The sequence below is a fragment of the Oceanobacillus sp. FSL K6-0118 genome, from assembly GCF_038006665.1.
Taxonomy (GTDB): domain Bacteria; phylum Bacillota; class Bacilli; order Bacillales; family Amphibacillaceae; genus Oceanobacillus; species Oceanobacillus caeni.
The window spans coordinates 703812-727289 of sequence record NZ_JBBOVR010000001.1; the positions used below are offsets into that span (position 1 = coordinate 703812).

Sequence of the window (23478 nt, forward strand, 5' to 3'; positions counted from 1 at the left end):
ACCAAGGAATCCAGCTAATTTAGTCATGCATCAAATAAATGAAAAAAGAATCCATTTCTGTTAAAGTTAAATCACCACAAAATAACCACAGAAAGGATTCTTATAATGGCTACTTTACCGCAATTAACACTAGATTTCAATCGTCAAATTAAATTGTCAAATGATGGAGGTTCCCTTTCCTCCGATACGGGTGAATTCATCTTTAAAGAATTTGATAGGAAAATTGGATTCTTAAAGACTATTGCTGAATACCTTCACTTAAATGACGAAAGAAAATACCATTACCATTCGAATGAAGAACTACTCCGCCAAAAGATTTACCAAATCATTGCTGGATATGCGGAAGATGACGATGCGGATCAATTGACTCAAGACCCTGTGTTCACAAAAGTTATTGAAACGGATGCTTTAGCTTCTCAACCAAGTTTATCACGGTTTTATACACGGTTTGATAAAGAATCCATTGAACAATTAAATCAAGCCAATCAAGCACTCTTGGATAAGGTTCATGAATTCAGAAAGTCAAAGGCACTCATTATTGACCTAGATTCCACTCATGCTGATACCTATGGCAAACAAGAGTCTGCGGCTTACAATACCCATTATGGTACAGTTGGATTTCATCCATTAGTTGCATTTGACGGGATAACCCGTGACTTTTTAAAGGCACAGTTGCGCCCTGGAAATGTCTATACTTCCAATGGTGTTGTGGACTTTGTAGAACCCCTTATCACACATTACAATGAAGAATTTCCAGAAACAATACCGTTCTTACGTGCAGATAGTGGTTTTGCCGTCCCAGCCTTGTATGACTTATGTGAACGTGAATCTGTTTATTATGTCATTCGTTTAAAGTCTAACGCTGTTTTACAGCGAATGGCAGATGAATTACACCCTGCAACAGCGCCATCAGATGCAACAAAGTCAGAGCACTATTATGAGGAAATTGACTATCAAGCAAAATCATGGTTTAAATCAAGAAGAATAATCATTCAATCCGTTCGACCAGCAGGAGAACTATTTTTCACTCATTCATTCTTCGTCACAAATCTGGTCGATGCATTTACACCAAAGGATATCGTTCATACCTACCAAAAAAGAGGTACGATGGAAACCTTTATTGATGAAGCAAAAAATGGCTTTTATTTGGATAAAATGAACAGCCACTCCTTCCAAGTAAATGAAGCAAAGATGATGTTAAGTTTGTTAGCGTATAACCTAACAAACTGGCTTCGAACACTTTGCTTTCCAGAAGGACAAAAGACAATGCAAATCGATACCATTCGCACAAGAATTATTAAAGTCGCTAGTAAGTTGGTAAAATCTGGGCGTTCCCTTTACTTTAAATTGTCCTCTAGTTTTGTGTACCAAAAGTTCTTTTGGAAGGTTCTTCAACGAATTCAAGCACTAAAACTGGAATAAAACATACAAATACCTATTTTTTTAAAAGTATGGTAAGCCCAAGGGGGTAGTCTGCCCAAAAATGGCCATTTTTTGGTATTTAAAGTTGCGTTCCTCAAATTTATGGTTATTTTGGGCTTAACTATATTTATAATTTGAAAAAATATAGAATTTGAACCTTGTTTACTTAGGCACATGGAAGTATGAATAATTAAGGTTAAACTTTGACTATTATTCTTTAATAAACGAATCACTAAAACGAGCAACACTTGAAAACTTCGAATCTATTAATGCTGGGTTACATGAGGCTAAACAAAAGGTTTTATCCTATATTGATTCTTTTGATAAAAAACAAAATCTCTTATTTACTGGAAGTTATGGAACTGGAAAAAGCCATCTCTCTGTCTCTATTACTAAAAAATTGATGGAACAAGGATACGAATGCTTATTCTTATCACTACCTAAATTGTTGACTAAAATTAAACAGACATACAATAAAGAAGGTATAACTGAGGCGGAGTTATTACAGGTTATACAACGAGTGGATTTGCTAGTACTCGATGACATAGGAGCTGAGCAACGAACCGCATGGTCTAATTCAAAATTGTTTGAGATACTTGATGATCGTGCTGGAAAATCAACCATTTACACAACGAATCTTAACAGTAGAGAGCTAAAGAATCATGTGAGTGAACGAAATTTTTCTAGAATGATGGAAAGAACGAATGTAATTGTAATGAATGGTTCTGATTACAGAAGGAGGGAATTTAAATCTGATAAATAAGCCGCTAATGGTATTTTACACAGTTAATATTCGGTTAAGGAGAGTAGAAGCCAATGCATATTCAAAAAAGTCCGTTGGTGACAGTTTTGTCCCAACGGAAGCGACAATAAGACAGTCTCTCTTTAATTGGAAAATAGAAAGAAACGATACGTCCAATATCATCATTCATTTTCAGTCAAGAGACTTATGTATTATACCATATTAGGAGTTCGGGAAGATGTGGAAATGTGATATAGTGTACTATGTGTAGATAGTGATTTTGAGAGATTTCATAAAGTGTCGGTGCCGTAAAATATACTGGTATGTGGGCTAAGCTAAGAGGTAGTGTTATTTATAGGAGGAAAAGATGAGCATGTTAGGACAGATACAAAAGATACAAAAGATACGTGATATGTCAATAAGGTCAATTTTCTGGTGATTATACAGAGAATTGACCTTTTTATTTTGTTAGTGATACTAGTGATACTAAAAAGGGGTTGATGTAGAATGTGGGATTCTCTTGTCGAAAGAGTACAAGAATTTTTCTTCAATATGCTTGTCAGTGCAATTAATTCATTGTTAGGAACGACAGCTAATATTTTTGAAAAAAGCATTGATAATGTGCAGTCAGGAATTGTTGAAACTCCTGAACAGTTTTCGCCTACGCTTGTCGAAGCCCTACGCCTCATATCAGAAACGGCTGTAATGCCCGTTGCAGGCTTAATACTAACTTATGTTTTCTGTTACGAGATATATATTCTCTTAACAGAAAGGAACAGAGGGAATGAATTTGATACAGGGCAAGTGTTCTTCCTTATTTTCAAAGCAGCAGTGATTATTTTATTAATCTCAAACAGTTTTGATTTAACTCTAGCATTTTTCGATTTAAGTCAATGGATGATTAATCAAATATCAGTAGGAAGTCTTTCTGTAACAGATATATTTCAAACAGGTATTACAGATGGTTTGGAAGAAGGTGAAATAGGTACAGCACTTACTTTGCTGATTGTGGCATTAATAGCAATGGTATTTGCCTTTTTTATAGCAGGTATTATCTACCTTGTTGCCTGGAGTCGAATGATTACGATCATGCTTTATATTTCAATTTCGCCACTGCCTTTTGCAACACTAATGAATCGTGATTGGGTTGGATCAATCGGACAAAATTATCTAAAACAATTAGTTGCTCTAATGCTTCAAGGTTTCTTTATGATTATCTGCTTAGTGGTATATGCAGGATTAATTGAAAAGGTAAGTGTTTTAATTATTGATGAAGGAGCTACGGTTTACGGCATATTACTAATGTTGGTTTCAATGGGAGTTCTCGCATTGATGTTAACTCGTACACATACTTTAGCTAAATCAGTTCTAGGAGTGATTTAAATGATTACCTGGTTAGAGAATAATAAGCGTTTTATCATAGGGTTTCTTGCGACAGTTACCACGACAATTCTCTTTTATATTTTTTATCTAGTAATTGTTAATCAAAATGTTGGTTCTATTGAAAGCTTCGTAGAAAATCAAGTAATAGATAACCAGTTACTATTCATGGTGACATTAGATATTTTAGCAAAAATAATGATTGGTATAAGTGCTGTTTATTTTATCTTAGTAGTTTTAAAATTTTTATTTGATAATTTAAGAAAACAAGTAAAGGGGAGGGAAAAAGCATGAGAAAAATACTTTTAGTTATTTTTTCACTTTTGATTTTAGTTGCATGTGGAAATGGTGTTTCTGGTGAAAGTTTATCCGAAGATTTACAGTCAAAAAAATGGAACGTTGTTGCTACGAATGGAGAAAGTTATACAGCTGAATTTGCCCAGGATACCGTATCATTTCAAATGGGGTTTTTTACTCTGGGAATGCATTACGAGCTAGATGGAAATACAATAATCTTGACTGAAGAAGATAAAACATACAGCTATGAAATTAAGAAAGAAAACGAGGAATATAAGTTTACTGCAAGTACAGCAGAAACAAGGGATAAATTTGGTGATTTAACTTTATCACCAGCGAAAGAATAAAACAACAGGATAAACAGCAGGAGGAAGAAAATTGAGTCGAGAAGAGCCAATTAAGAAAAGAACAAAGTTGATGATGGATCCGACAGATTTAATGATGTTTTTTGAATATATAACGCAACAATCGGAAAATAAAGAAGAGCTTTATAAAGATTTTTTTAACTTTTTAAGTGAGTATACTCAACCAGTTGTAGTTGAAGTAAAAGATAAAAATAAAGAGTAGTTTCTAACTGCTCTTTTTTGTCGAAAAATGCTGATTATAACTTTAAAATGAGGGTGTATTGTGACATCGTTCTAGTCAAAATAAATATTGTAAATGCGACAGGCAGGCAGGCAGGCAGGCAGGCAGGCAAGCTACGGGAGTGTGGTCACACTCCCCGAAAACAAGTTTTCGACTTGTTAGGATTAAATCCTAAAACCTTCAGTGTCGCTACGCTCGAAAATGTCGCTTATCGCTCGAAATAAAATATAAATAATGGGGTGTTTTTTATTGGCTAGGATTAAAACATCTTTAAAGATTTCCTTAACAGAAGAAGAGAAGGAATTTATCATCAATAAAGCAGAAGAATATGGTTATAATACCGTTTCAGCTTTCCTGATTGATAGTGCAGAAAATCATTTCAAGCTTGAATTAGATTTAAGTCATTATCGGGAGTTGGCAAAAGAAATAAATTACATTGGAAAAAATATAAACAACTTAGTTAGACATATATTTACTGTCGGTGTTTATTCAGCAAATGATTTAGATAATATAAAACGAAATCAAGAAATTATTATTGAAAAGTTGAATAAGAAATATGACCATTTATTGAGTTTGAGGAAAAAATATTCAAGTAGCAATATGACATTAAAAGATAAAGAGAAATTGATAATTGAACTATCAAAACATGAAATTGAAATACCTAAAAAATTAGTATTAGAGGAAATTTATGAACGGATTAGAGAGGACATCATTTATATATGTGAATCAATAGAAAACTCCCCTGAACAAGAGGAAGGGATCTCCGATTATGTTTATGAATATATGTATGGTTATACGCTTTATTTTTTGGAAGAAAAACAACTAAAAGAATTAGCGGATAAAATATTTTTCTTTGCGGAAAAGTTAAAGATGAAATTATTGAAAGCAGACAATTTTTTTGATGATGATGACTGGTTTGAGTTGAAGGATATTTTAGATGAATATGAAATTATGGGTTAGATAACTAAAGTTCGATTAAAAATCTCGCAAACTCGTATATTATTGTAAACATAAGAATCCATTTTGAAAAAAGATTGATCAAAATGGATTCTGCATTTTGGGCATAACGAGGTTTTTTATAACAAAGTTTCTATTTCTAAGATTTTCTAATTCAATTAAATGCTGTATATGGCATTTAATAAATGTAGGTTTCGGCAGTATAATTATTAGAGTTAATGTATAATCAGAGCATGGATTTATTGTATATTGAGGTATTTTTATACATTAATTTTTTCAAAGTTTATTCAACTAACGGGGCAGGTTAGTGCAACAGTGACGTTTAATTTATGTTGACAATCGGAGCAGTTAGCGAAACTTTTTAGTAGTAAATTCGTATGAATATTTAACAGGGAAATTGGAGGTTTTACAATGAATTTAAGTGATTTTAGTGATGATTTTATAGTTTTATTACGTGAAAAAGTGAAAACTATTGGCGAAGTAAAAACTGTAAAGTATTTGAGAAAAGAAAAAGGTATGACAATGATAGCCGCCAAACAACTTGTGGATTCTGTAAAGGAATAGTCCGAGAAAAGAGTAGATATATTTTGTGAACGGGTGCTTTTCTATAACAAAGGTTCATTCGTTGTATTTTTGCTGATTTAGATTAAGGAGAGTTCTATTTATGTGTCTGAAGATAATAAAGGTTCATTTCGTGATATGGATATGAAACAAAAGGTAGGAAAGATTTTGGGAATAACTCTTTTCGTAATTTTGATACTAAGTTTTGTTATAGGGATTTACTTGTTCGGTATGGCAGGTATTTTTGAATTAATTGGTGCTGAATATACATCTTTTTGGTCGTTGGTTATTTTTGTTGTCAGTTTCTTTATTTTGACTTCAATTATTGAATTATTTTCTAAACCAATATCTGAGATTCTAACAGGAAAAACAACAGATAAATTTGTGGCTTTATTTGTCCAATTTATTATACAAGTTTTAACAAATTGGTTATGCCTTTTTATAGTTGATGTGTTTATGGATAGTATTACATTATCCTTGCAAGCTGGTCTTATCGTTGCAATCTTACTTACTATATTCGAAACGGCCTTTGAAGATAGAGAAAAAAAGAATGAATCTTAAACAAACGGGTGCGATCCTTTAATAAGGGTCGTACTTTTTTTGATTAAAATATATTGCAATGAATGACATACTTATTCCTGTACTCAATCATCGTTTTTTTATAAAAGTTAAACATATTTTTTAATAAAAGTTTAATAATATTAAAAAATAACTTTACTTTATCAATGTTTATGTTAAACTAAACTTGAATATAAAGGAGTGAGAGCATAAATGGATATTAAAAACGTACCAGCTTGGATTTTATCCTTGGACGAGGAAGATGTGGAATTTATTAAAAAATTCGTAATGAATTCAGGGTCTTTGAAAGAAATTGCAAAAATTTATGAGGTTTCTTATCCGACGGTGAGAATCAAGCTGGATAGGTTAATTGAAAAAATAAAATTGAATGACGCTGCGGATAATGAGGAATTTATAAAATTCATTAAACAGCTTTCAATTGATGATCGTATTAATTTAGAGGAAGCAAAACTAATTATAGAAAAATATAAAAAAGAAAGAGGTGAAGATTAATGTTTGGATTCGGATTTTACGATGTTTTTATTATTGCTGGAATACTTGGTGTGCAACACTTCTTATCAACCAGAGATAGCGTTTACTGGGGTGCACTTATTCCATTAGTCTTCGTTATTTGGCGTACTTGGATATTATTTAATGAAAACGAAAATTTACTCGCTTATGTGTTGATACTTTTAGTCGGGCTTGCCTTTCTCTTCGGAGGATGGTACGAGGGACGGAAAGCTCTTCAGAAAAAGAGGAAACAGGAATTAGATAAAATGAAGTCTCATGATATCAAATAATTAACCAAAACAGAACGGTTAAACTTATGCAGTGGTTTATTTAAATCTATGGCGGAAACTCATTTCTGTTTAAAGTGATTATAAACTATAAAAGATTCTTAGAAAAAATGTACTCTAATGAGGTAATGAAATGGGCAACAGGCACATGAAATTAGAAAAGAAACACTATGGAGGACAACTTTACTCTGATATTTTAGAATATTACAAACATCAAGTGTACCAAATTTGCTTTTATATGATTGGAAAGCAAAATAAAGCTGAGGAAATAGCTCAGACTGCATTTATAGAGGTTTATATGAAAGTAAGAGATTACAACTTTGAGAAAGTCTCATTGAAGCTGTTTCGTATTACCGTAGCCTTAGTTTTGGACTGGTTACGAGAGAGAACGATAAATGGTTATTCGGAGATAGAGATGACTGAATCTACAAAGTCAATTCAGAAAGAAATTTTACAGTTAGCAGTAAATGATCGTTTAGCTATTGTTTTAAAACATATAGTTGGTTTTTCAGTGGAGGAAATCAGTGATATAACGCAACTTCCTGTTTCTAGTGTAAGAAGAAAAATTCATTGTAGCCGTGAAGCATTATGCAAACGAGTGAATTAAAAACTTCTAAAAATTATTATTTTATCTTTACGATTTCATTAACGGGTGCTTTTCTGAAAGAAGAAGATTGCACCCTATTTTTAGCGAAGAATAGTAGCGGTAGCGAAACTTTTTTATTAGCAAATCCGTATGAATAATAAATAGGAAATGGGGGTTTTTTACAATGGATTTAAGTGATTTTAGTGATGATTTTATTGCTTTAGTACGTGAAAAGGTGAAAACTATCGGTGAAGTTAAAACTGTAAAGTATTTAAGAAAAGAAAAAGATATGACAATGATACAAGCCAAACAATTTGTGGATGCTGTAAAAAAATAGCACGAGAAAAGAATAGCTTTATTTTTTTAATGGATGCAATTGTTCAATAAAGTTAAGGTGTTTCATGTCAAACAGGAGGGATAATATTGAGTAATTCATCTAAAAAATTAAGTACAGGATTATTTATTTTGATGGGCCTGTTGTTTATATTTTCAATGCTTTCAATTGCCTTTTCTTTTAGCAGTTTAGTTAAAGATATCGTTTATACTACGGGTTTTTTAATTGCAATCATCTTTATTTTATTTTATAGGAAACGAGTGAAAAAAGAAGAACAACATTATAAATAGACTAAAATATATTGTGAATATAGGTACTTAAAGTAATGGGTGCGATAGTTTAACAGGGTGATCCTAATAGGGTCGCCTTTTTTGTGATTTTAAGAAATTGAGTTTTATTATTGGAATATTATGTTAGTCTTGAGGTAGAGGATATTGTGTTAACGGGGCAGTATAGTGCAAGAAGCAATATGAGAAAAAAGTTAAAAAAGACAAATGGAGTGTAAAAGGTACTTGACACTCCATTTGTCTTTTTATATCATAAGGGTGTAAAAGGTTTTTTACACATTGTAAATGTGGAGGCATTTTGATGGAAAATAGAATTAAGGAGTATAGAGAAAAGAAAACTCTGTCTCAAGGAAAATTAGCGGAATTATGTAATGTGAGTAGGCAAACAATTAATGCTATTGAGAACAACAAATATGATCCTACTCTACAATTAGCTTTTGATTTGGCAAAAAATTTAGGTGTTACAGTGGATGAACTATTTTTCGGTGGGAAGGGGGTTAAAGAATGAAATTTTTAATTTCGTTTGTAATAGTCCTTGTATTTATAATTATCATTGGGTTTTTTACTGGGAGTAAGGAATTCATAGTGGGACCGAATGATGACGAACGGAAGAAATTAATAAAACAAAAATCCATCGTTCAAAGTTGGGCTACCATATTTCTATTCTTACTAACAAATTTCCTTTTTGATTTATTTAATTTGTATGATGAAGGTTTGTCTGATACTACCTTTGTATTTCCAGAACTTTTCTATTTAATTATTTTGGTAGTGAGCTACTTTATTTTCTTAGTAATAAATAATAAAAAGATGAGTGCTTAGTAGTTTTCCTTTTTCCACTAACGGGTGCTTTAATTGAATAAGCTCCATGATCAACGGACCTTAAATATGCACCTTTTTATACATAGGCAGTATATTTAATGTCCTTTAATATACAGAAAATATACTGCCATTTCATACATGAATTAAATGCCAAATACAAATTAAATGCACCCGTTTAGTGAAATAATTTCGAGCTTCTATTGACTGATAGTTTTAAACACGCATCCGTATTCAAACTTGTTTCCATTTTATACTTGAAATAATGGTAACTATAAACATTGTTAAAGATATGAAAGATACCCAAATCGAGGTTGTTAACTGGCTATCTACAAAATAATTAGTCCCATACCATTGAGTTAAGAATAATGTTATAAGAGGTATTACTTCAGGAAGGGTAATCTCGCTAATCCTAATATAAAACGTTAAGGTAGCGATAATCAGCGTGAAAATCCAAAATGCTGAATAACACAGCATTATTTTCCGATTCATTGCTTTAAAACAAATTCCCAATATTAATATCCAAACAGTGAAGAACACAATCGTAACGATTAGATTCTTAATTGATGCAGGACTTCCCATCAATAACTCTGGGAAATTTAAAACTATACCGAGAATAATTATGGATATTGGTAAAATAATGAGTATTATTGTATTCTTATTCACACTAATCCCCCCTTAGATACAAGTCTATTCATTGTCTTCAAATCTCTGCCTCTTTTAGAATTCAACAAAAAAGGTGGTTAATCCTTCTTTGATTAACGCACCCGTTGCAGAAGAAGCATCTTTTGTGAAACTCTAATTGAACAATATGGACGCAACTATTTATGTAGGTGGTTTTCTATCCACGTCCTCAGCTTTTCAGCATAAATTACTCGTTTATCAGGATTTGTTTGAAATCCTTTTGTCAGATAGAATAAATCTTTCTTGTATCTAGGGTAAACGTGGAGATGATAATGCCAGACATCCTGGCTACCGGCTGGTTCATTATGCTGACGAGTAGTAATACCATCACAACTATATGTGTCTTTCATCGCGAAAGCTGTAAGTTGTGCTGCTCGATGAATTTCAGCTGCATATTCTGGCGGGAGTTCATAAATGTTTTCGAAGTGCTGATTAGGAACAACGAGAACGTGTCCTTTATTGTTTGGCCACCATTTACTAGCTATAAAAGCTGTTACATAATCATTTTTGAATATCACATCATCTTGTTTTGTTCCTTTATCGGGTACATCCAAACCTGAAATGACTTGGCAGAATGGGCATACGTATCCTTTCGGCATATGTGACATTATTTTTATCATCTTTCTACATCTCCTACATATCTCCTAAAAATTAAAAGTCCCATTATTTATAGAATAACTCTTAAGCTATAGTACCGATAGTTCAAGTGTAATATTTGACATTCCCTTGTTTAGCAACAATTATTTCAAATAAATTTGCATAGAAACATTATTATTCGCATAAGACCAGACAGTGTTTTCTATTTTTAAGTTACTACTAAATTTTTCAATCCAAACCTGTTTTGAATTTAATAATGCCGTTAATTGTGCTGAATTAAGTGTCACTTCTTCAACTTGTTCATCTCTTTGAAAAACAAACACTACATTTATTGAATCTCCTTGATTTGTAACAACACTCATTTAGTTTCACTTCCTTTTATTTGTTATAGTTAAATACGATTAACTTCGAAAAATGTTTCAATCTTTCACTATCCTGTCCCGTTCGTAAAAAAGACCGCCGTATGGATGATCTTCTTATTGTGTTAAAGCACCCGTTACCTCAATAAGCAACTTCTTTTAGTTCCTTGGAAGAAGCCCATTCGTAATCTTTTGCAATACTTTGTTTAAAATGCCTACACATAAATATAACGCTATAAGAACGATTACAATAAAAACTACATATTTAAGGATTATATTTGAAATTTGACCCGCCACCCAATTTCCGCCATAGTATATTAAAATAAAGGCTAAAAATATTGCAATAAGATAGGAACTTCCTACAACAATAATCTGAAGTTTTGTGAACTGCTTTAAAATTTCTCTGTTTTTACGAATATTATAAATTACTATTACGATAAACAACGTTGTCATTAGTATACTTTTCAAATATAATCCCCCCTTACCATCAGACCGTAACATATATGTTAATTTCTTCTTTCAAAAACGCACCCATTAGTAAAATAGCTATTCCAATGATTAATTCCATATAAAATCCCTCGAATCACTTCAAAATTACCACTTTATAACAATAAGCGACTGTCGAACTACAACAATCACACCTGTTATTTTTAGTACAAAACAGTGTGCTGATAAATTAAATAAGCAAACTAATGAACAATAATTATTTAATTATCTTTTCAAAAATAAGCTGTAATTTTAATGCTTGACCACCAGCACCAAAGGGTAATGGTTGAAATGTATGTAATCGCCACCCCTCTTGTGCATGTTTTTTTATGACTTCTTCATAATCTTCTTTTGGGTTACCACTAAATCCACTTACTTGAATATCAACAAATTTATAATCATACATTTTTCCTACCTCCAATTATAGATGTAATATTACTTACTCCATTATCCTGCCCCGTTAGCTTAATAACTTCTAATTAAATACTAACATAATATTCAAACATTTAAATCGAAAATTTAATCATAAAAAAGGCGACCTCATTCAGATCACCTTGTTAAACAATTGCACCAATTACTTTAATAAAGTAGCCTCGCAATCCGATAGTAAAGGAACTAACCTATTTGTCTTTTACCCAAACATAATAAATTATTCCAAAAACAATTGGTATCAAATACACATAGAAACTTTGGTTTTCTGGTAGATAAAATATTAAAAATAGCCCGATGAGCATAGATGGAACCATAAAAAAATAATATTTCTTCTTACTCATTTTTAACCTCACCCCAAAACAACTTTACCATAATAATACCCTTGTTAAAGCACCCGTTAGTTGAATATGTTTAAGAATTTTGTTTTTCATATTATCATTTGTTTTTATTCCAATTATATGGTCTTTTTGACCATTCCCATAAAATATAAATAAAAAATACCACAATAAAAATTGTAATGTTAAATGCCCATTCGATTTTTTTATCGAAAATTAGATTCTTAGCAGTAAATACGATAAAAAATATCAAAGCAGGTATTAAACTTTTTTTAACCATATCGCTCTCCCCCTTAGTTAAACTATCCTGCCCCGTTACTTTAAGTAGGTTTCTTCACAATCTACGTTTATTTTAACATATGGTTAACTCAAAATCTGGAATTACTTACCTAAATTTGTTCAATTAGAGTAAACTCTGTCCTAACAAATAGAAATGTAGTATTATAGGTATATAGAGATGTTCAAACAGACTTGTTCATTACATAGAGGTGAGAAATTTGATTTTTGGCTATGCAAGGGTTAGCTCCAAAAAACAAAATTTGTCAAGACAGCTAAAAGAATTAGAAGAGTATGGCTGTGATCGGATATATGAAGAGAAGCAATCTGGTAAAAATTTTGAAAGGCCAGTATATAAAGAAATGCGTTCGAAAATGCGATTTGGTGATGTATTAGTCGTTCATGATTTAAGTAGATTTGGGAGAAATAAGCAGGAGATAAAGGATGAGTGGGAAGCTCTTGTTAGAGAGGAAATTGATATTGTAGTATTAAATATGCCAATTTTGGACACACGAAAGTATAAAGAAATCGAAGGTGTTGGACAGTTAGTATCGGATCTAGTGCTTTCATTATTATCGTGGATGGTGGAAGAAGAAAGATCTCGAATTAAAACTGCTCAAAAAGAAGGAATAGAAATTGCAAAAAAACAGGGTAAGTTTCGAGGTGGAAAAAAAAGATACCATAAAGGGGCGACAGGAAAGGATAAAGTTTTATATGATGAAGTAGTTAGATGTTTAAACGAAAAGGTAAGTGTGATGGATATTCATCGTAAAACAGGTTTATCTAGAAACACTATTTATTCTATTAAAAGAGAAATTGAAATGGATAAAGGATAATTAATCACGATATAGCCGGAGGTAACAACTATGATTAAAGATGCATTGGATAATAATGGGAATGTAAAGTTGAATGATAACAAAATCGCAATTTTAAAGGAGCACTTCCCAAATTGCTTTTCAGGGGAAACTCTAGATATTGAAAAGTTCAAAAAGGAGATTAACCAAGATATAGATTTTACTTCTGAAGGATATGAAATGAACTTCTTAGGGAAAAATTACGCCAAATATATTGCTGATTCAATAGATACCGAAACAGTCTTGGTGCCAAATGTTGAGCACAATTCAAAAAACATAAATAATACTTCGGAGAATATCTACATTACAGGAGATAATTTAGATGTCTTAAAGCATTTGCGGAAATCCTATACAAATCGAGTAGCATGTTGTTATATTGACCCTCCTTATAATACGGGCGGTGATGACTTTGCTTATAGTGATAGCTTCAAGTTCACAAAAGACGAGCTTCAGGATGCTTTAGGTATTGAAGAACAAGAAGCTGATCGTATTTTAAATATGACTTCTTCAAAATCATCTTCTCACAGTGCTTGGCTTACGTTTATGTACCCACGTCTATATTTGGCAAGGGAAGTATTAAAAGAAGATGGAGTAATCTTTATTTCCATTGATGAAAACGAACATTCACAATTGAAATTTCTCTGTGATGACATTTTTGGAGAAGAAAATTTTGCAGGTGAAATAATTTGGAAAAATAGTAGTAAAAATGATCAAGATTACATATCAATGCAGCACGAATATATCTTGTTTTATGTTAAAGATAAGAAAAAGAACTCTGGTAATTGGACTGAAAAAAAAGAGGGTATAGAAGAAATCTATAAAGCATTCGAGAGCTTTAAGGAAAAACATGGTGATGACTGGGATGCAATCCATACCGAGGCACTGGAATGGTATAAACAGTTTCCAGAATCAAACCCAATATATTCAAGTAAACATTATTCTTGGATGGATGAAAGAGGGGTTTACTTTCCATCTGATATTTCTGGACCAAATTACGGTCAGTATAGATATGATGTAGTACACCCAATAACAGGTAAAGTTTGTAAAGAACCAGCTAGTGGTTGGAGATACCCTGAAGGCACAATGAAGCAAAGGATAAAGGATAATTTAGTGCATTTTGGTAAAACACATGAGACTATTCCTAATAATAAAACCTATCTAAAGGATACGGAATATCAAAGTTTGACCAGCATTAAATACAGAGATGGAAGGGTTGCATCAAAACAATTAACAACATTGTTAGGAGCAAAGGATATCTTTACCAACCCTAAAGATGTTGATTTAACAGCATTGTTAATAAAAGCTACAACTCAAAGTAGTGAAGAAAATATTGTATTGGATTTCTTCTCTGGATCGGGTACAACAGCTCATTCAGTTATGCAATTAAATGCAAACAATGAGGGTAACTACAAATATATCCTAGTACAAATAGATGAGCCGGTTAAAAAAGGATCGGTAGCAGAGAAGCACGGTTATAAAACAATTGATGAAATTGGACGGGAAAGGATTAGTCGTGCCGCACAAGCAATAAAACAAAGTACAAATGTAGCCATTGACTATGGTTTTAAACATTACTATGCGAAAATGTTGGAAGAAAGCACTATTGATCAAATTAAAGATTTTAATCCCAACTTATTAGCATCTGAATTTGAAGTTGAATTCGATAAAGGAACAATATTGACAACTTGGATGAATCAAGATGGTCATGGACTAACTCCTACAGTAGAGGAAGTCAATTTAGGGGGATATACTGGTTATTATGTGCATGATTACCTTTATCTGGTAGATAAAGGCCTATCGCAAAAACATATTGATAGCTTATTATCTAAAATAGTCGAAGAGAAGAACTTCAATCCTACTAGTGTAGTTATTTATGGTTATAACTTCACAGATTTTAGTATACTGACACAATTAGAGACGAATTTAAAACAGTTGAGATATGAAGAGAAAAGTATTGAAGTATCTTTAATTAAGCGATATTGAGGTGGACAAAGTTGGAACTAATCCTAAAAAGAAATTTAGAACATCAAACAATTCCGATTGAGAGGCTTTGTTCAATATTCTCAAATGTCGGTATACAAAAACCAATGAATAGCATTGAAAACCCTATTATTGACATCGAGAGTCCTTATTTATATCAAAATATAAAGCGGGTACAGTCAGATTTACCTTCTAATATGCAGAGTGTTAATCAAAATGAAGCGGGTTATTTGAATATTGATATAAAAATGGAAACTGGTACAGGTAAAACATATGTATATACAAAAGCTATTTATGAACTAAATAAGTTGTATGGTTTTAAAAAGTTCATTATTGCTGTACCATCATTAGCTATTAAGGCTGGAACTGCAAATTTCATGCAGCTTCAAAGTAATATTAATCATTTCAAAAATGAGTGTGATTATAAGACAGAAATAAAGCTAAGAACTGTTGAAAGTATCAAGGCAAAGAAAGGTACAAAGAAATATGTACCAAACAGTATTCGTGACTTTGTAACATCATCAAATCTTCAAAGAAATACAATAGAAGTGTTGTTAGTTAATATGCAACACTTGAAGGAAAGTAAAAATGGAGTTTTGGTACGGGATGATTACGATTCACATATTGAAGGATACTATAGGCCGATAGATGCAATTTCCGCTACTAGACCCATTATGATCATAGATGAACCCCATCGTTTTAGTCGTAACAACGCAACGTTTAAATTTATAGAAGAACAGGTAAAACCTCAGATGATTATACGTTTTGGGGCTACCTTTCCAAGTAAATTTATTGGTAGGGGGAAAAATAGAGTTGAATTAAAAGATTATGAGAACCTAATATATGACTTAAATATTCATAAAGCATTTGAAAATAATTTAATTAAAGGTGTAGCAAAAGAGCATGTCGAGAGTCCAGACAATGAGGAAGAGGTATTTAAAATCCTAACAATGAAAAAGGGCGAGTTTGTTCGTTTTCAAAAAACAGAATTAAATGAGCAAGGTCAAACAATTAAAACTACAAAAGAGTTAAAAACACATGATTCGTTAAGTCTACTCTCTCCAAAACTTTCGGGAATTTCAATAGACGGGATTTTAGCTACTAAGGTTAATTTAAGTAATGGAGAAGAAAAGTTCACAGGTGACGTATTTTTTGCGGATGTATTTGCAACTTCTTATGTAAGGGAATCCATACGATTAGCCTTAAAAAGGCATTTTGAAACAGAGCGTGAGAATTTCAAACGGAAATTTAAAATTAAAACTCTAGCTTTATTCTTTATTGATGATATTCATTCTTATCGAGATAATGACAAGAAAGAACCTTATCTAAAGAATATTTTTGAAGAAGAATTAAGCAAAAAATTAGAAGAAGAAATTGATAAATGTAATATTTTTGAATCGGAATATCAAAAATATCTGGAGGAATCCCTTGCGAATATAAATGAAACACATGCAGGATATTTCTCACAGGATAACTTTTCTTCTGAAGAGGAAATTGAGAGAGAAGTAAATACAATTCTTTTCGATAAAGAAAAGCTCTTGAGTTTAGTACATAAGGATGGCAAAGCAAATACAACACGCTTCATCTTTTCTAAATGGACGTTAAAAGAAGGTTGGGATAACCCAAATATCTTTACAATTGCGAAGTTACGATCTAGTGGAAGTGATAACAGTAAATTGCAGGAAATTGGACGTGGATTACGTCTACCTGTAGATGAGACAGGAAATCGTATTGAAAATGAAACCTTTATGCTAAATTATATCGTAGACTTTACTGAAAAAGACTTTGTCAAAAAACTGGAAGAAGAAATTTATGGTGAAACATCATTTGAGCAAAAGGAAATCACATCAGAACAAATTGAAAAAATTGCAACAAACAAAGGATTAAGTAATGAAGAAGTTATTATAGATTTAATGAGTAAAGGGTATATTTCATTTGATAGAGAAATAAAAACAGAAAAGTTACAAAATTTCATGACGGAGTATCCTGAAATATTTAATAAACTCGATAAAAGTAGAATTCGTGATCGAAATATTGATAAAAATAAAGAGGTTGCCATTCGCAAGGATAACTATTGGAAGTTAAAAGAACTCTGGGAACAGTTAAATGAAAAATACTATTTACATTTTGACACAATCAATAATGATGTACTTATAAGCATTGTTTCCGATGTAATCACGGAGGATTTGATAAATAAAACGGTTAGACGAACTAAGAGAGAAACATCAGAAATGGTGCAAGGTGAGTTAATATTTAATGTAACCCTAGACTCAATTGATAGTTCATATGGTGAAACCTTGAATTATGGTACGTTTTTAAAAGCTATAGCTGAAAGTACAAATTTATCTATTCCTTTAATACATGCAGGGATAGTAAGAGCATCAAAATTGAAAAAGATAGAAAAGGCCTTCTTTACAAAGGATACAGTTAGAAGTTTCTCTATATATTTTAAGCAGCGAATCTATGATGAACTTTTGAAAATATATTCGTACAGAAAATTACCAAACACAACTGTTCACCCTACAGAACTCACAGAAGAAAATGGGCACCCTAGGGATTTCGTAAAAACATCTGCTTATTTAGGTGTGAAAGAAAGAAAAGGAACTCCCTTGGAAACTTATTTGTATGACACAATTTTATTTGACTCTGAAATTGAAGAAAATAACATAATTGAGAATATCAGTAGCGTTGAGGTATATGGAAAAATACCAAAACGCACCATGCAAATACCTTTCATAGATGGAAGTACATATAGCCCAGACTTTATGTATGTAATCAAGGATAAAGAAGGCAAACCTACAATTAACCTTGTTGTTGAGAGTAAAGGTGTTAAGAAAAAACAAGATCTTAGAGGTACAGAGGATCATAAAATAGAAGCTGCAAATAAACTCTTTGGCATGGTTAAAGAATCAGGAATTAACGATGAATATGAAGGACAAGCGGGGTTAGGAGAGCTAGGTGATAAGCTCAATAGAAATGGAATCAGTGTTACCTATACAAGGCAAACAAACAATGAGAAGATACTTGATATTGTTAATCAACTCATTGAAAAAAAGCAGTAGCCAAGAGGACTACTCTCAGCAAAAGACAACGTAAGTATAAACATCAGAAGGCAGTTCCTATCAATAATGGGACTGTCTTTTTAGTGATAATATACGGAACGTATGTTTGCAACAATAAGATTTTACGTGTAGAATATTAAGTATAATATAATGAAATTAAATTTTGGGAGGTCGGACATTTTGTCGCTCATTGAAACGTATAGAAGAACAATCAAGAGAAAAAAGGATGAGTTAAACAGATTAAGGAACTCTAAAGCCACCGAATTAGGAAAAATACCGTCACATAAGAAAAAAATTACATCAGCTAAAGCAACTATAGGAAGAACAAAGTCAACTGCCACCATAAATTCCAAATATAGAGAAATTGGACGTGAAGAAAAGAAACTAGCAGATATAGATAAAAAGGTTGCGGATATTGATAAAAAAATAGCAAGAATTGAGGGAGATGTAGTAGCTGCAGAAAAGAAGCTGGGTCGTGAAGTTGAACGTGAGCAAAAGAAAAGAGATGATGCCGAAAAAAGAAGACTAGCAGATAGCGAAAAACGTATGAAGGAGTTTAGTGGAATGCTGAATAGACATGGTGAAATGCACGAAGAGACAAATAGGGTATTAGGAGAATTGAAAAATTTACCAGAGGAAATTACTGTCCTATTTATGGCATCAAATCCATTAGATGCACCACAGTTAAGATTGGATGAAGAGGCTAGAGCCATTCAAGAGATGATAAGAAAATCAGAACATAGGGATTCTGTATCATTCGATACTCGGTGGGCTACTAGAGCTTTGGACGTAATACAAGCAATTAATGAGGAAAATCCTGCAATTATTCACTTTAGTGGACATGGATCTGAGGACGATGAACTCGTCTTCCAAGACAATCAAGGTAATGCAAAACTTGTTTCTAAAGAGGCTATAGTTCAAACAATGATGAGTACATCAGATGAAATTAAATTAGTGTTTTTTAATACCTGTTTTTCTTATGGACAAGCACAAGAAGTAGTACAACATGTGGATGCAGCCATTGGAATGACGACTACCATTGGGGATGAAGCAGCCAGGGTCTTTGCTGCTCAGTTTTATTCTGCTATTGGATTTGGACTCTCGGTGAAAAGAGCATTCGAACAAGGGAAAGCTGCTTTAATGCTTGAAGGTATTCCAGAAGAGGATACGCCAGAATTGTATGTGAGAGACGGACTTGATCCAAACGAATTAATTATAGTAAAACCTTAATTTTATTTTTGAATTGTATTTGTCGTTCAACTATAGATAGAACATATAATACTAACTTTTTGCTAACATCCATAATTTTGAAACGCCATACAATAAAATTTTTAGAGAAGACCTTTCGTTAGTTCACTGAACTTTTGAGAGGTCTTTTCTTCTATATTTTTGGTCATATGTGCGTAGATGTTCATTGCTACAACTAATAGAAAGGGAGCTATGATATAGAAAGCTCCCTCTATCCATCCTCCTAGAAAAATTTTAAACCCTCTTGAAATGTTTTTGTTGATTTATTATTCTCACTTCATAGTACATATAAATTTTCGTATCAATCGATCATCATTATTCCATTTTAGACTTACATTCGATGCCAACAACGCTAAGATAAACAAGGTTTTTTAACCTATGAATTTAAGTTATTTTATTAAGAAAAGCTGTGAAGGGAGAGAAAATCATCTCACTCTTTATTTACCATTTCTAGATGAACTAGATTTTTTCATAGAAAATAAACCAATAACCCCACCAATAACAATCAATAAAATATCTATCGCAATTTCCCAACCTTGAAACACATCAATATAATTCACTAAAAACCAACTTTTTCCACCATTTGTCAAATGATTGATTAAACCTCCTACTCCTTGGATTACGAAAAGTAAACCAATTCCACTAATAACTTCTTTCATATTAAACACCTCGTTCATTTTTTTAATTTAAGATACCTCTAATACCAATATTAAAAAATACTGCACCTACTACACCTATTGCTACTAATAGTGAAGAAATTGGTGCTTCATTTAATTTTGTTTTTATATTCTTTAGAAAGTTCTGCAGTTTATCTTTAAACACAATACTAATTCCTAACAATAATAGAGAAGGAAGCACCATTACAAGATTGTACCCAATTATTACAAATATAGAAGAAAAGGAATTAATTGACAGATGATTTAATAAAAAAATCGAATAAAAATAAGGCAATGCCGTTACAAATTCAATAAGAAACACAATAATACCCAAAATAATTATTCCCTTTATTGTTGTCTGTCTTGGAATCCATGACGTAAGACGTTCTATTGTGCCCTCTTTTGGTTTTATGAAGCTAACCAAAACAAGAAGTGTTCCCGTGACAGTATAAAACCAATTGATAAAATCAAATTCTGATAAATTTTCAATCAACCCCAATAGTGTGTCCCCACCAAAGTACAGTAATATACCAATCATGAAATAACCTAACTGAATAACAAATAAAAATACAAATAGACGAGAAGAAAGCTGATTAGGTTGTGTAAGTAATAAATAGCCCGTAATAGCTAGCACACCAGGACTTAATATATCAACTAATGCACAAATAGAGATAATTAGTAGGGCTACGGATATATCTATTGATGAGGAAGGCATCATTGTTTCAATGATTTCAATCAAATAATTAGTCCCCCTTTATAAAGTGTGATATCATCAAAATAACACACTGTGCTAAAAAGATAATAACACATTGTATTAAAAAAAGGAAGTGATATTTATTCATGCCAAAATTTGTTAATCATGACAAGAAACGAAAGTTAATTGCTGAAGCTGCATGGAAGATTATTGAGAAAGAGGGTATTGAGAAAGCATCAATACGAAGAGTCGCTGCTGAAGCAGGAATGTCTCCTGGTGCGTTAAGACATTATTTTTCAACTAAAGATGAAATGCTGCTGTTTATTATAGAATACTACATAGAAGAAGGAAAAAAGCGTTCTGATCATAAAGAATGGTCAAAAAATCCATTACAGGCAGTTGAGGAAGTGTTACTGGAGCTTGTACCAATCGACGAAGAAAAGAAAATTGAAACGAGTGTTTGGTGGATTTTTGCACTCCGTTCCCTAACAAGTGATGCATTAAAAGAGAAGAAAGACGAAATGACGGATGGTACATATGATTTAGCAAATTCAATGATCAAGATATTAACTCTAAAAGGAATATTATCGGAATCAGTTAATGCAGATTTAGAAAGCAGTCGGTTATCTGCATTGATTGAAGGGCTGTCATTCCATACCTTGTTAAGACCAGATGTGTATACTCCAGAAAAGGTGAAGGAAGTAATCAGTTATCATTTAAAAACACTCTGTAATAAATAAACAATACTCGGAAGTAGATAATTCATTCTTATTAGATTATCTACTTCCACCCTAATTGTTATTCAAATTGATTTTCTATTGGATTAGAGATTTGTGGATTTTGGCCAAACATATTTTTAGCAGTCATACAATCAAACTTATTTACCCTTACTCCTAAAATTTATAAATCTTTCAAAAAACTAACCAAAATTTCCGTAAATTCTTTTGGCTTATCGTAGTGAATATCATGTCCCAGTGTATCGACATCTACTCTTTTACCATTATGCAATAATTCAACAACACAATCTGCATCTTCATCTGACAATGCTGCTACTAATAAACCTTCATCTAAAGTTGTTTTCGCTTTTATGAATATAGTAGGACTTTTGATTTTTGATAATACTTCCGATTGATTATAATCGTCAAACCATGAATTATCGTAAAAGGTTTCTCCAAATTTGCGACCAAATGGATATGTTTCAGTTTCAAAGATCCTATTAATTTGTGGCGGCAAATAAACTAAATGTACTGGCTTGTTTGGTTGTTTTTTACGATAGTTGATAGCATCCTTCGAGAATTTTTTCCAAAGGATGTTTCCAAATAACTTTTTCCAGTAACTATTCCGTAAAGAGTAAGTGAAATAATCTTTCACTTCTTGCTGATTTTTAAAGTCTTCATACATTTGAAATCCATATACCCACACATATGTTTTCTCTCGTCTATCTCGTTCTGTTGCGAATAAAGGGGAATCTTCAATTACAGTCCCTAGCACTAGCTCTGGAAAATATGCCGCCATCCATGCTGCAATCATTCCGCCTGAAGAATGACCAGATATAACCGTTTTCTCTCCTATTTCTTCTTCGATAAATTCAGCAAAATCTATTGCATTGCCTTAGCTGAATATTTTTCAGGATTCCAATCGGACTCTCCATGACCATGACAATCAACCGCATAAACATGATAGTACTCTGAGATTTCGGGTAATACCTTTGCATAATCTTCCCATGTCATAGCTTGTCCATGAATTAATAGCAGTGGTGTTTTGCCGTTACTCGGTCCTTCACCATAATTTAATACAGTACCATCTTTTAATTTTATTTGCTTTTCAGTAAATCCTTTATTGTACATTTTTGTTAATTGAGCATTAATTGAACACAATAAAGACTGGACACTTTATTGAACCAGCCTGATTGATATTAATTTTGATTGGGTAAAAATCCTATTGGATGAGTTTTGAATTTTTATTGAAATTATATTGAGTAAATCCAGTAATATCAGGGCTTACACAAAAAAAGAAAGGGGAGAAATCGAACTCTTTTCTCTCCTCTCTTTCATCTGTTATCCGAGTAATTGGAAAATCACTTCAGATAAAAATTTAAAGAGGTAAAATGGTACAACTTTTTTATAAACGATTAAACTAAATTTTAAAACTACAGTACTATTATAAAAATAATCTAGTCTAAAATAGAATATTTTTGTATTTTCTCGTTGCTAACTTTTTGCTAACTTATTTTTATTTTTCATTGAATGTCATGGAATCTAAGTATAGGAAAAAGCTTGCAATATCGCACTTTTGCTGTTGTATGTTGCTATAAAATATCCCCTCAAAGATGGGCGGCATGATGTAGGTTTAAGCCTTACATCTTTAGGAATAGTTTAGTCTATTTCTACCCTGTTTTACAACCGTTTTTGTGAAGCTGTTTCATGTATAAATAGTTAATATTGAGAAGGCTACTTCCTATTAAGGGGGTAGCCTTTTTTGTGCTTTTAAAAT

General features: G+C 32.1%; 32 protein-coding genes. 21 read left to right on the forward strand and 11 right to left on the reverse strand.

Annotated features, from left to right (window positions below):
* The first annotated feature begins 105 nt into the window (after window positions 1–105).
* From MHI02_RS03705 to MHI02_RS03780, 16 genes are all read left to right on the forward strand, one after another.
* Window positions 106–1422 (forward strand): IS1380 family transposase, encoded by a 1317-nt coding sequence (locus tag MHI02_RS03705; RefSeq protein WP_047186544.1) that lies wholly within the window; start codon window positions 106–108, stop codon window positions 1420–1422.
* Between the two features lie 220 nt (window positions 1423–1642).
* The gene (locus tag MHI02_RS03710) at window positions 1643–2185 is read left to right on the forward strand and encodes an ATP-binding protein (RefSeq protein ID WP_341166097.1); all 543 of its coding nucleotides are present in this window, start codon (window positions 1643–1645) and stop codon (window positions 2183–2185) included.
* A gap of 486 nt (window positions 2186–2671) precedes the next feature.
* Window positions 2672–3547 (forward strand): VirB6/TrbL-like conjugal transfer protein, CD1112 family, encoded by an 876-nt coding sequence (locus MHI02_RS03715; RefSeq protein ID WP_341165643.1) that lies wholly within the window; start codon window positions 2672–2674, stop codon window positions 3545–3547.
* The gene (locus MHI02_RS03720) at window positions 3548–3838 is read left to right on the forward strand and encodes a hypothetical protein (protein ID WP_216884068.1); all 291 of its coding nucleotides are present in this window, start codon (window positions 3548–3550) and stop codon (window positions 3836–3838) included. It abuts the gene before it with no gap.
* Window positions 3835–4188, forward strand: coding sequence for a hypothetical protein (locus MHI02_RS03725; RefSeq protein WP_216884067.1), 354 nt, complete (start codon window positions 3835–3837; stop codon window positions 4186–4188). The genes MHI02_RS03720 and MHI02_RS03725 overlap by 4 nt, the downstream gene beginning before the upstream one ends.
* 31 nt (window positions 4189–4219) lie before the next feature.
* A complete protein-coding gene (locus tag MHI02_RS03730; protein WP_057994670.1) occupies window positions 4220–4408 on the forward strand; it encodes a hypothetical protein in 189 nt (62 codons plus the stop codon).
* Between the two features lie 267 nt (window positions 4409–4675).
* The gene (locus MHI02_RS03735; protein WP_341165644.1) at window positions 4676–5386 is read left to right on the forward strand and encodes a plasmid mobilization protein; all 711 of its coding nucleotides are present in this window, start codon (window positions 4676–4678) and stop codon (window positions 5384–5386) included.
* Between the two features lie 408 nt (window positions 5387–5794).
* Window positions 5795–5947: a hypothetical protein gene (locus MHI02_RS03740; RefSeq protein WP_341165645.1), complete on the forward strand. Its 153-nt coding sequence runs from the start codon at window positions 5795–5797 to the stop codon at window positions 5945–5947.
* 102 nt (window positions 5948–6049) lie between these two features.
* Window positions 6050–6505, forward strand: a complete 456-nt coding sequence (locus tag MHI02_RS03745; RefSeq protein WP_341165646.1) for a YrvL family regulatory protein — start codon at window positions 6050–6052, stop codon at window positions 6503–6505.
* A 210-nt stretch (window positions 6506–6715) separates the two neighbouring features.
* A complete protein-coding gene (locus MHI02_RS03750; RefSeq protein ID WP_341165647.1) occupies window positions 6716–7015 on the forward strand; it encodes a DUF2089 family protein in 300 nt (99 codons plus the stop codon).
* On the forward strand, window positions 7015–7302 hold the full coding sequence (locus MHI02_RS03755) for a hypothetical protein (protein WP_341165648.1): 288 nt from the start codon (window positions 7015–7017) through the stop codon (window positions 7300–7302). The genes MHI02_RS03750 and MHI02_RS03755 overlap by 1 nt, the downstream gene beginning before the upstream one ends.
* Before the next feature lie 130 nt (window positions 7303–7432).
* Window positions 7433–7906 carry a sigma factor-like helix-turn-helix DNA-binding protein gene (locus tag MHI02_RS03760; protein ID WP_341165649.1) on the forward strand — a complete coding sequence of 158 codons (474 nt, stop codon included), beginning with the start codon at window positions 7433–7435 and terminating at the stop codon, window positions 7904–7906.
* A 163-nt stretch (window positions 7907–8069) separates the two neighbouring features.
* Window positions 8070–8222: a hypothetical protein gene (locus MHI02_RS03765; RefSeq protein ID WP_341165650.1), complete on the forward strand. Its 153-nt coding sequence runs from the start codon at window positions 8070–8072 to the stop codon at window positions 8220–8222.
* 86 nt (window positions 8223–8308) lie between these two features.
* Window positions 8309–8509 (forward strand): hypothetical protein, encoded by a 201-nt coding sequence (locus MHI02_RS03770; RefSeq protein WP_341165651.1) that lies wholly within the window; start codon window positions 8309–8311, stop codon window positions 8507–8509.
* A gap of 298 nt (window positions 8510–8807) precedes the next feature.
* Complete coding sequence (locus MHI02_RS03775; protein WP_341165652.1) at window positions 8808–9014, forward strand: helix-turn-helix transcriptional regulator; 207 nt, start codon at window positions 8808–8810, stop codon at window positions 9012–9014.
* Entirely contained in the window at window positions 9011–9325 is a 315-nt protein-coding gene (locus MHI02_RS03780; protein WP_341165653.1) for a hypothetical protein, read from the forward strand. Before MHI02_RS03775 ends, MHI02_RS03780 begins: the two co-directional genes overlap by 4 nt.
* 231 nt (window positions 9326–9556) lie before the next feature.
* Here MHI02_RS03780 and MHI02_RS03785 read toward each other — a convergent pair whose 3' ends face one another.
* From MHI02_RS03785 to MHI02_RS03815, 7 genes are all read right to left on the reverse strand, one after another.
* Entirely contained in the window at window positions 9557–9988 is a 432-nt protein-coding gene (locus tag MHI02_RS03785; RefSeq protein ID WP_341165654.1) for a hypothetical protein, read from the reverse strand.
* A gap of 155 nt (window positions 9989–10143) precedes the next feature.
* Window positions 10144–10626, reverse strand: a complete 483-nt coding sequence (locus MHI02_RS03790; RefSeq protein WP_339217104.1) for an HIT family protein — start codon at window positions 10624–10626, stop codon at window positions 10144–10146.
* Between the two features lie 120 nt (window positions 10627–10746).
* Window positions 10747–10965, reverse strand: a complete 219-nt coding sequence (locus MHI02_RS03795; protein ID WP_206271139.1) for a hypothetical protein — start codon at window positions 10963–10965, stop codon at window positions 10747–10749.
* A 156-nt stretch (window positions 10966–11121) separates the two neighbouring features.
* Complete coding sequence (locus tag MHI02_RS03800) at window positions 11122–11430, reverse strand: hypothetical protein (RefSeq protein ID WP_173662408.1); 309 nt, start codon at window positions 11428–11430, stop codon at window positions 11122–11124.
* Window positions 11431–11665: 235 nt separating this feature from the next.
* The gene (locus MHI02_RS03805; protein WP_341165655.1) at window positions 11666–11854 is read right to left on the reverse strand and encodes a DUF4177 domain-containing protein; all 189 of its coding nucleotides are present in this window, start codon (window positions 11852–11854) and stop codon (window positions 11666–11668) included.
* Window positions 11855–12068: 214 nt separating this feature from the next.
* Window positions 12069–12221, reverse strand: a complete 153-nt coding sequence (locus tag MHI02_RS03810) for a hypothetical protein (protein ID WP_341165656.1) — start codon at window positions 12219–12221, stop codon at window positions 12069–12071.
* 94 nt (window positions 12222–12315) lie between these two features.
* Complete coding sequence (locus tag MHI02_RS03815) at window positions 12316–12495, reverse strand: hypothetical protein (protein WP_341165657.1); 180 nt, start codon at window positions 12493–12495, stop codon at window positions 12316–12318.
* Window positions 12496–12712: 217 nt separating this feature from the next.
* Here MHI02_RS03815 and MHI02_RS03820 point away from each other — a divergent pair, with 217 nt between their 5' ends.
* The 4 genes from MHI02_RS03820 to MHI02_RS03835 all read left to right on the forward strand — a co-directional run bounded on the left by MHI02_RS03820 (window position 12713) and on the right by MHI02_RS03835 (window position 19617).
* A complete protein-coding gene (locus MHI02_RS03820; RefSeq protein WP_341165658.1) occupies window positions 12713–13327 on the forward strand; it encodes a recombinase family protein in 615 nt (204 codons plus the stop codon).
* Window positions 13328–13357: 30 nt separating this feature from the next.
* A complete protein-coding gene (locus MHI02_RS03825) occupies window positions 13358–15328 on the forward strand; it encodes a site-specific DNA-methyltransferase (protein WP_341165659.1) in 1971 nt (656 codons plus the stop codon).
* 11 nt (window positions 15329–15339) lie between these two features.
* A complete protein-coding gene (locus MHI02_RS03830; RefSeq protein WP_341165660.1) occupies window positions 15340–18387 on the forward strand; it encodes a type III restriction-modification system endonuclease in 3048 nt (1015 codons plus the stop codon).
* Between the two features lie 180 nt (window positions 18388–18567).
* Complete coding sequence (locus MHI02_RS03835; protein ID WP_341165661.1) at window positions 18568–19617, forward strand: CHAT domain-containing protein; 1050 nt, start codon at window positions 18568–18570, stop codon at window positions 19615–19617.
* A gap of 455 nt (window positions 19618–20072) precedes the next feature.
* On the opposite strand, the gene MHI02_RS03840 is transcribed toward MHI02_RS03835, so the two are convergent.
* Both MHI02_RS03840 and MHI02_RS03845 read right to left on the reverse strand, forming a co-directional pair.
* A complete protein-coding gene (locus MHI02_RS03840) occupies window positions 20073–20294 on the reverse strand; it encodes a hypothetical protein (protein ID WP_216884059.1) in 222 nt (73 codons plus the stop codon).
* A 22-nt stretch (window positions 20295–20316) separates the two neighbouring features.
* On the reverse strand, window positions 20317–21030 hold the full coding sequence (locus MHI02_RS03845) for a GAP family protein (RefSeq protein WP_216884058.1): 714 nt from the start codon (window positions 21028–21030) through the stop codon (window positions 20317–20319).
* Window positions 21031–21131: 101 nt separating this feature from the next.
* Here MHI02_RS03845 and MHI02_RS03850 point away from each other — a divergent pair, with 101 nt between their 5' ends.
* Window positions 21132–21725: a TetR/AcrR family transcriptional regulator gene (locus MHI02_RS03850; protein ID WP_260052620.1), complete on the forward strand. Its 594-nt coding sequence runs from the start codon at window positions 21132–21134 to the stop codon at window positions 21723–21725.
* Between the two features lie 160 nt (window positions 21726–21885).
* On the opposite strand, the gene MHI02_RS03855 is transcribed toward MHI02_RS03850, so the two are convergent.
* Window positions 21886–22515 (reverse strand): alpha/beta fold hydrolase, encoded by a 630-nt coding sequence (locus MHI02_RS03855; protein WP_341165662.1) that lies wholly within the window; start codon window positions 22513–22515, stop codon window positions 21886–21888.
* A gap of 68 nt (window positions 22516–22583) precedes the next feature.
* On the reverse strand, window positions 22584–22862 hold the full coding sequence (locus MHI02_RS03860) for an alpha/beta fold hydrolase (protein WP_260052621.1): 279 nt from the start codon (window positions 22860–22862) through the stop codon (window positions 22584–22586).
* Between the last annotated feature and the right edge of the window lie 616 nt (window positions 22863–23478).

Coding starts and splice junctions, on each gene's coding strand:
- MHI02_RS03750 (WP_341165647.1), top strand. CDS start 6,716: ATGGATATTAAAAACGTACCAGCTTGGATTTTATCCTTGGACGAGGAA.
- MHI02_RS03720 (WP_216884068.1), top strand. CDS start 3,548: ATGATTACCTGGTTAGAGAATAATAAGCGTTTTATCATAGGGTTTCTT.
- MHI02_RS03790 (WP_339217104.1), bottom strand. CDS start 10,626: ATGATAAAAATAATGTCACATATGCCGAAAGGATACGTATGCCCATTC.
- MHI02_RS03825 (WP_341165659.1), top strand. CDS start 13,358: ATGATTAAAGATGCATTGGATAATAATGGGAATGTAAAGTTGAATGAT.
- MHI02_RS03725 (WP_216884067.1), top strand. CDS start 3,835: ATGAGAAAAATACTTTTAGTTATTTTTTCACTTTTGATTTTAGTTGCA.
- MHI02_RS03780 (WP_341165653.1), top strand. CDS start 9,011: ATGAAATTTTTAATTTCGTTTGTAATAGTCCTTGTATTTATAATTATC.
- MHI02_RS03740 (WP_341165645.1), top strand. CDS start 5,795: ATGAATTTAAGTGATTTTAGTGATGATTTTATAGTTTTATTACGTGAA.
- MHI02_RS03810 (WP_341165656.1), bottom strand. CDS start 12,221: ATGAGTAAGAAGAAATATTATTTTTTTATGGTTCCATCTATGCTCATC.
- MHI02_RS03715 (WP_341165643.1), top strand. CDS start 2,672: ATGTGGGATTCTCTTGTCGAAAGAGTACAAGAATTTTTCTTCAATATG.
- MHI02_RS03755 (WP_341165648.1), top strand. CDS start 7,015: ATGTTTGGATTCGGATTTTACGATGTTTTTATTATTGCTGGAATACTT.
- MHI02_RS03705 (WP_047186544.1), top strand. CDS start 106: ATGGCTACTTTACCGCAATTAACACTAGATTTCAATCGTCAAATTAAA.
- MHI02_RS03855 (WP_341165662.1), bottom strand. CDS start 22,515: ATGATTGCAGCATGGATGGCGGCATATTTTCCAGAGCTAGTGCTAGGG.
- MHI02_RS03850 (WP_260052620.1), top strand. CDS start 21,132: ATGCCAAAATTTGTTAATCATGACAAGAAACGAAAGTTAATTGCTGAA.
- MHI02_RS03775 (WP_341165652.1), top strand. CDS start 8,808: ATGGAAAATAGAATTAAGGAGTATAGAGAAAAGAAAACTCTGTCTCAA.
- MHI02_RS03805 (WP_341165655.1), bottom strand. CDS start 11,854: ATGTATGATTATAAATTTGTTGATATTCAAGTAAGTGGATTTAGTGGT.
- MHI02_RS03795 (WP_206271139.1), bottom strand. CDS start 10,965: ATGAGTGTTGTTACAAATCAAGGAGATTCAATAAATGTAGTGTTTGTT.
- MHI02_RS03815 (WP_341165657.1), bottom strand. CDS start 12,495: ATGGTTAAAAAAAGTTTAATACCTGCTTTGATATTTTTTATCGTATTT.
- MHI02_RS03840 (WP_216884059.1), bottom strand. CDS start 20,294: ATGAAAGAAGTTATTAGTGGAATTGGTTTACTTTTCGTAATCCAAGGA.
- MHI02_RS03765 (WP_341165650.1), top strand. CDS start 8,070: ATGGATTTAAGTGATTTTAGTGATGATTTTATTGCTTTAGTACGTGAA.
- MHI02_RS03760 (WP_341165649.1), top strand. CDS start 7,433: ATGGGCAACAGGCACATGAAATTAGAAAAGAAACACTATGGAGGACAA.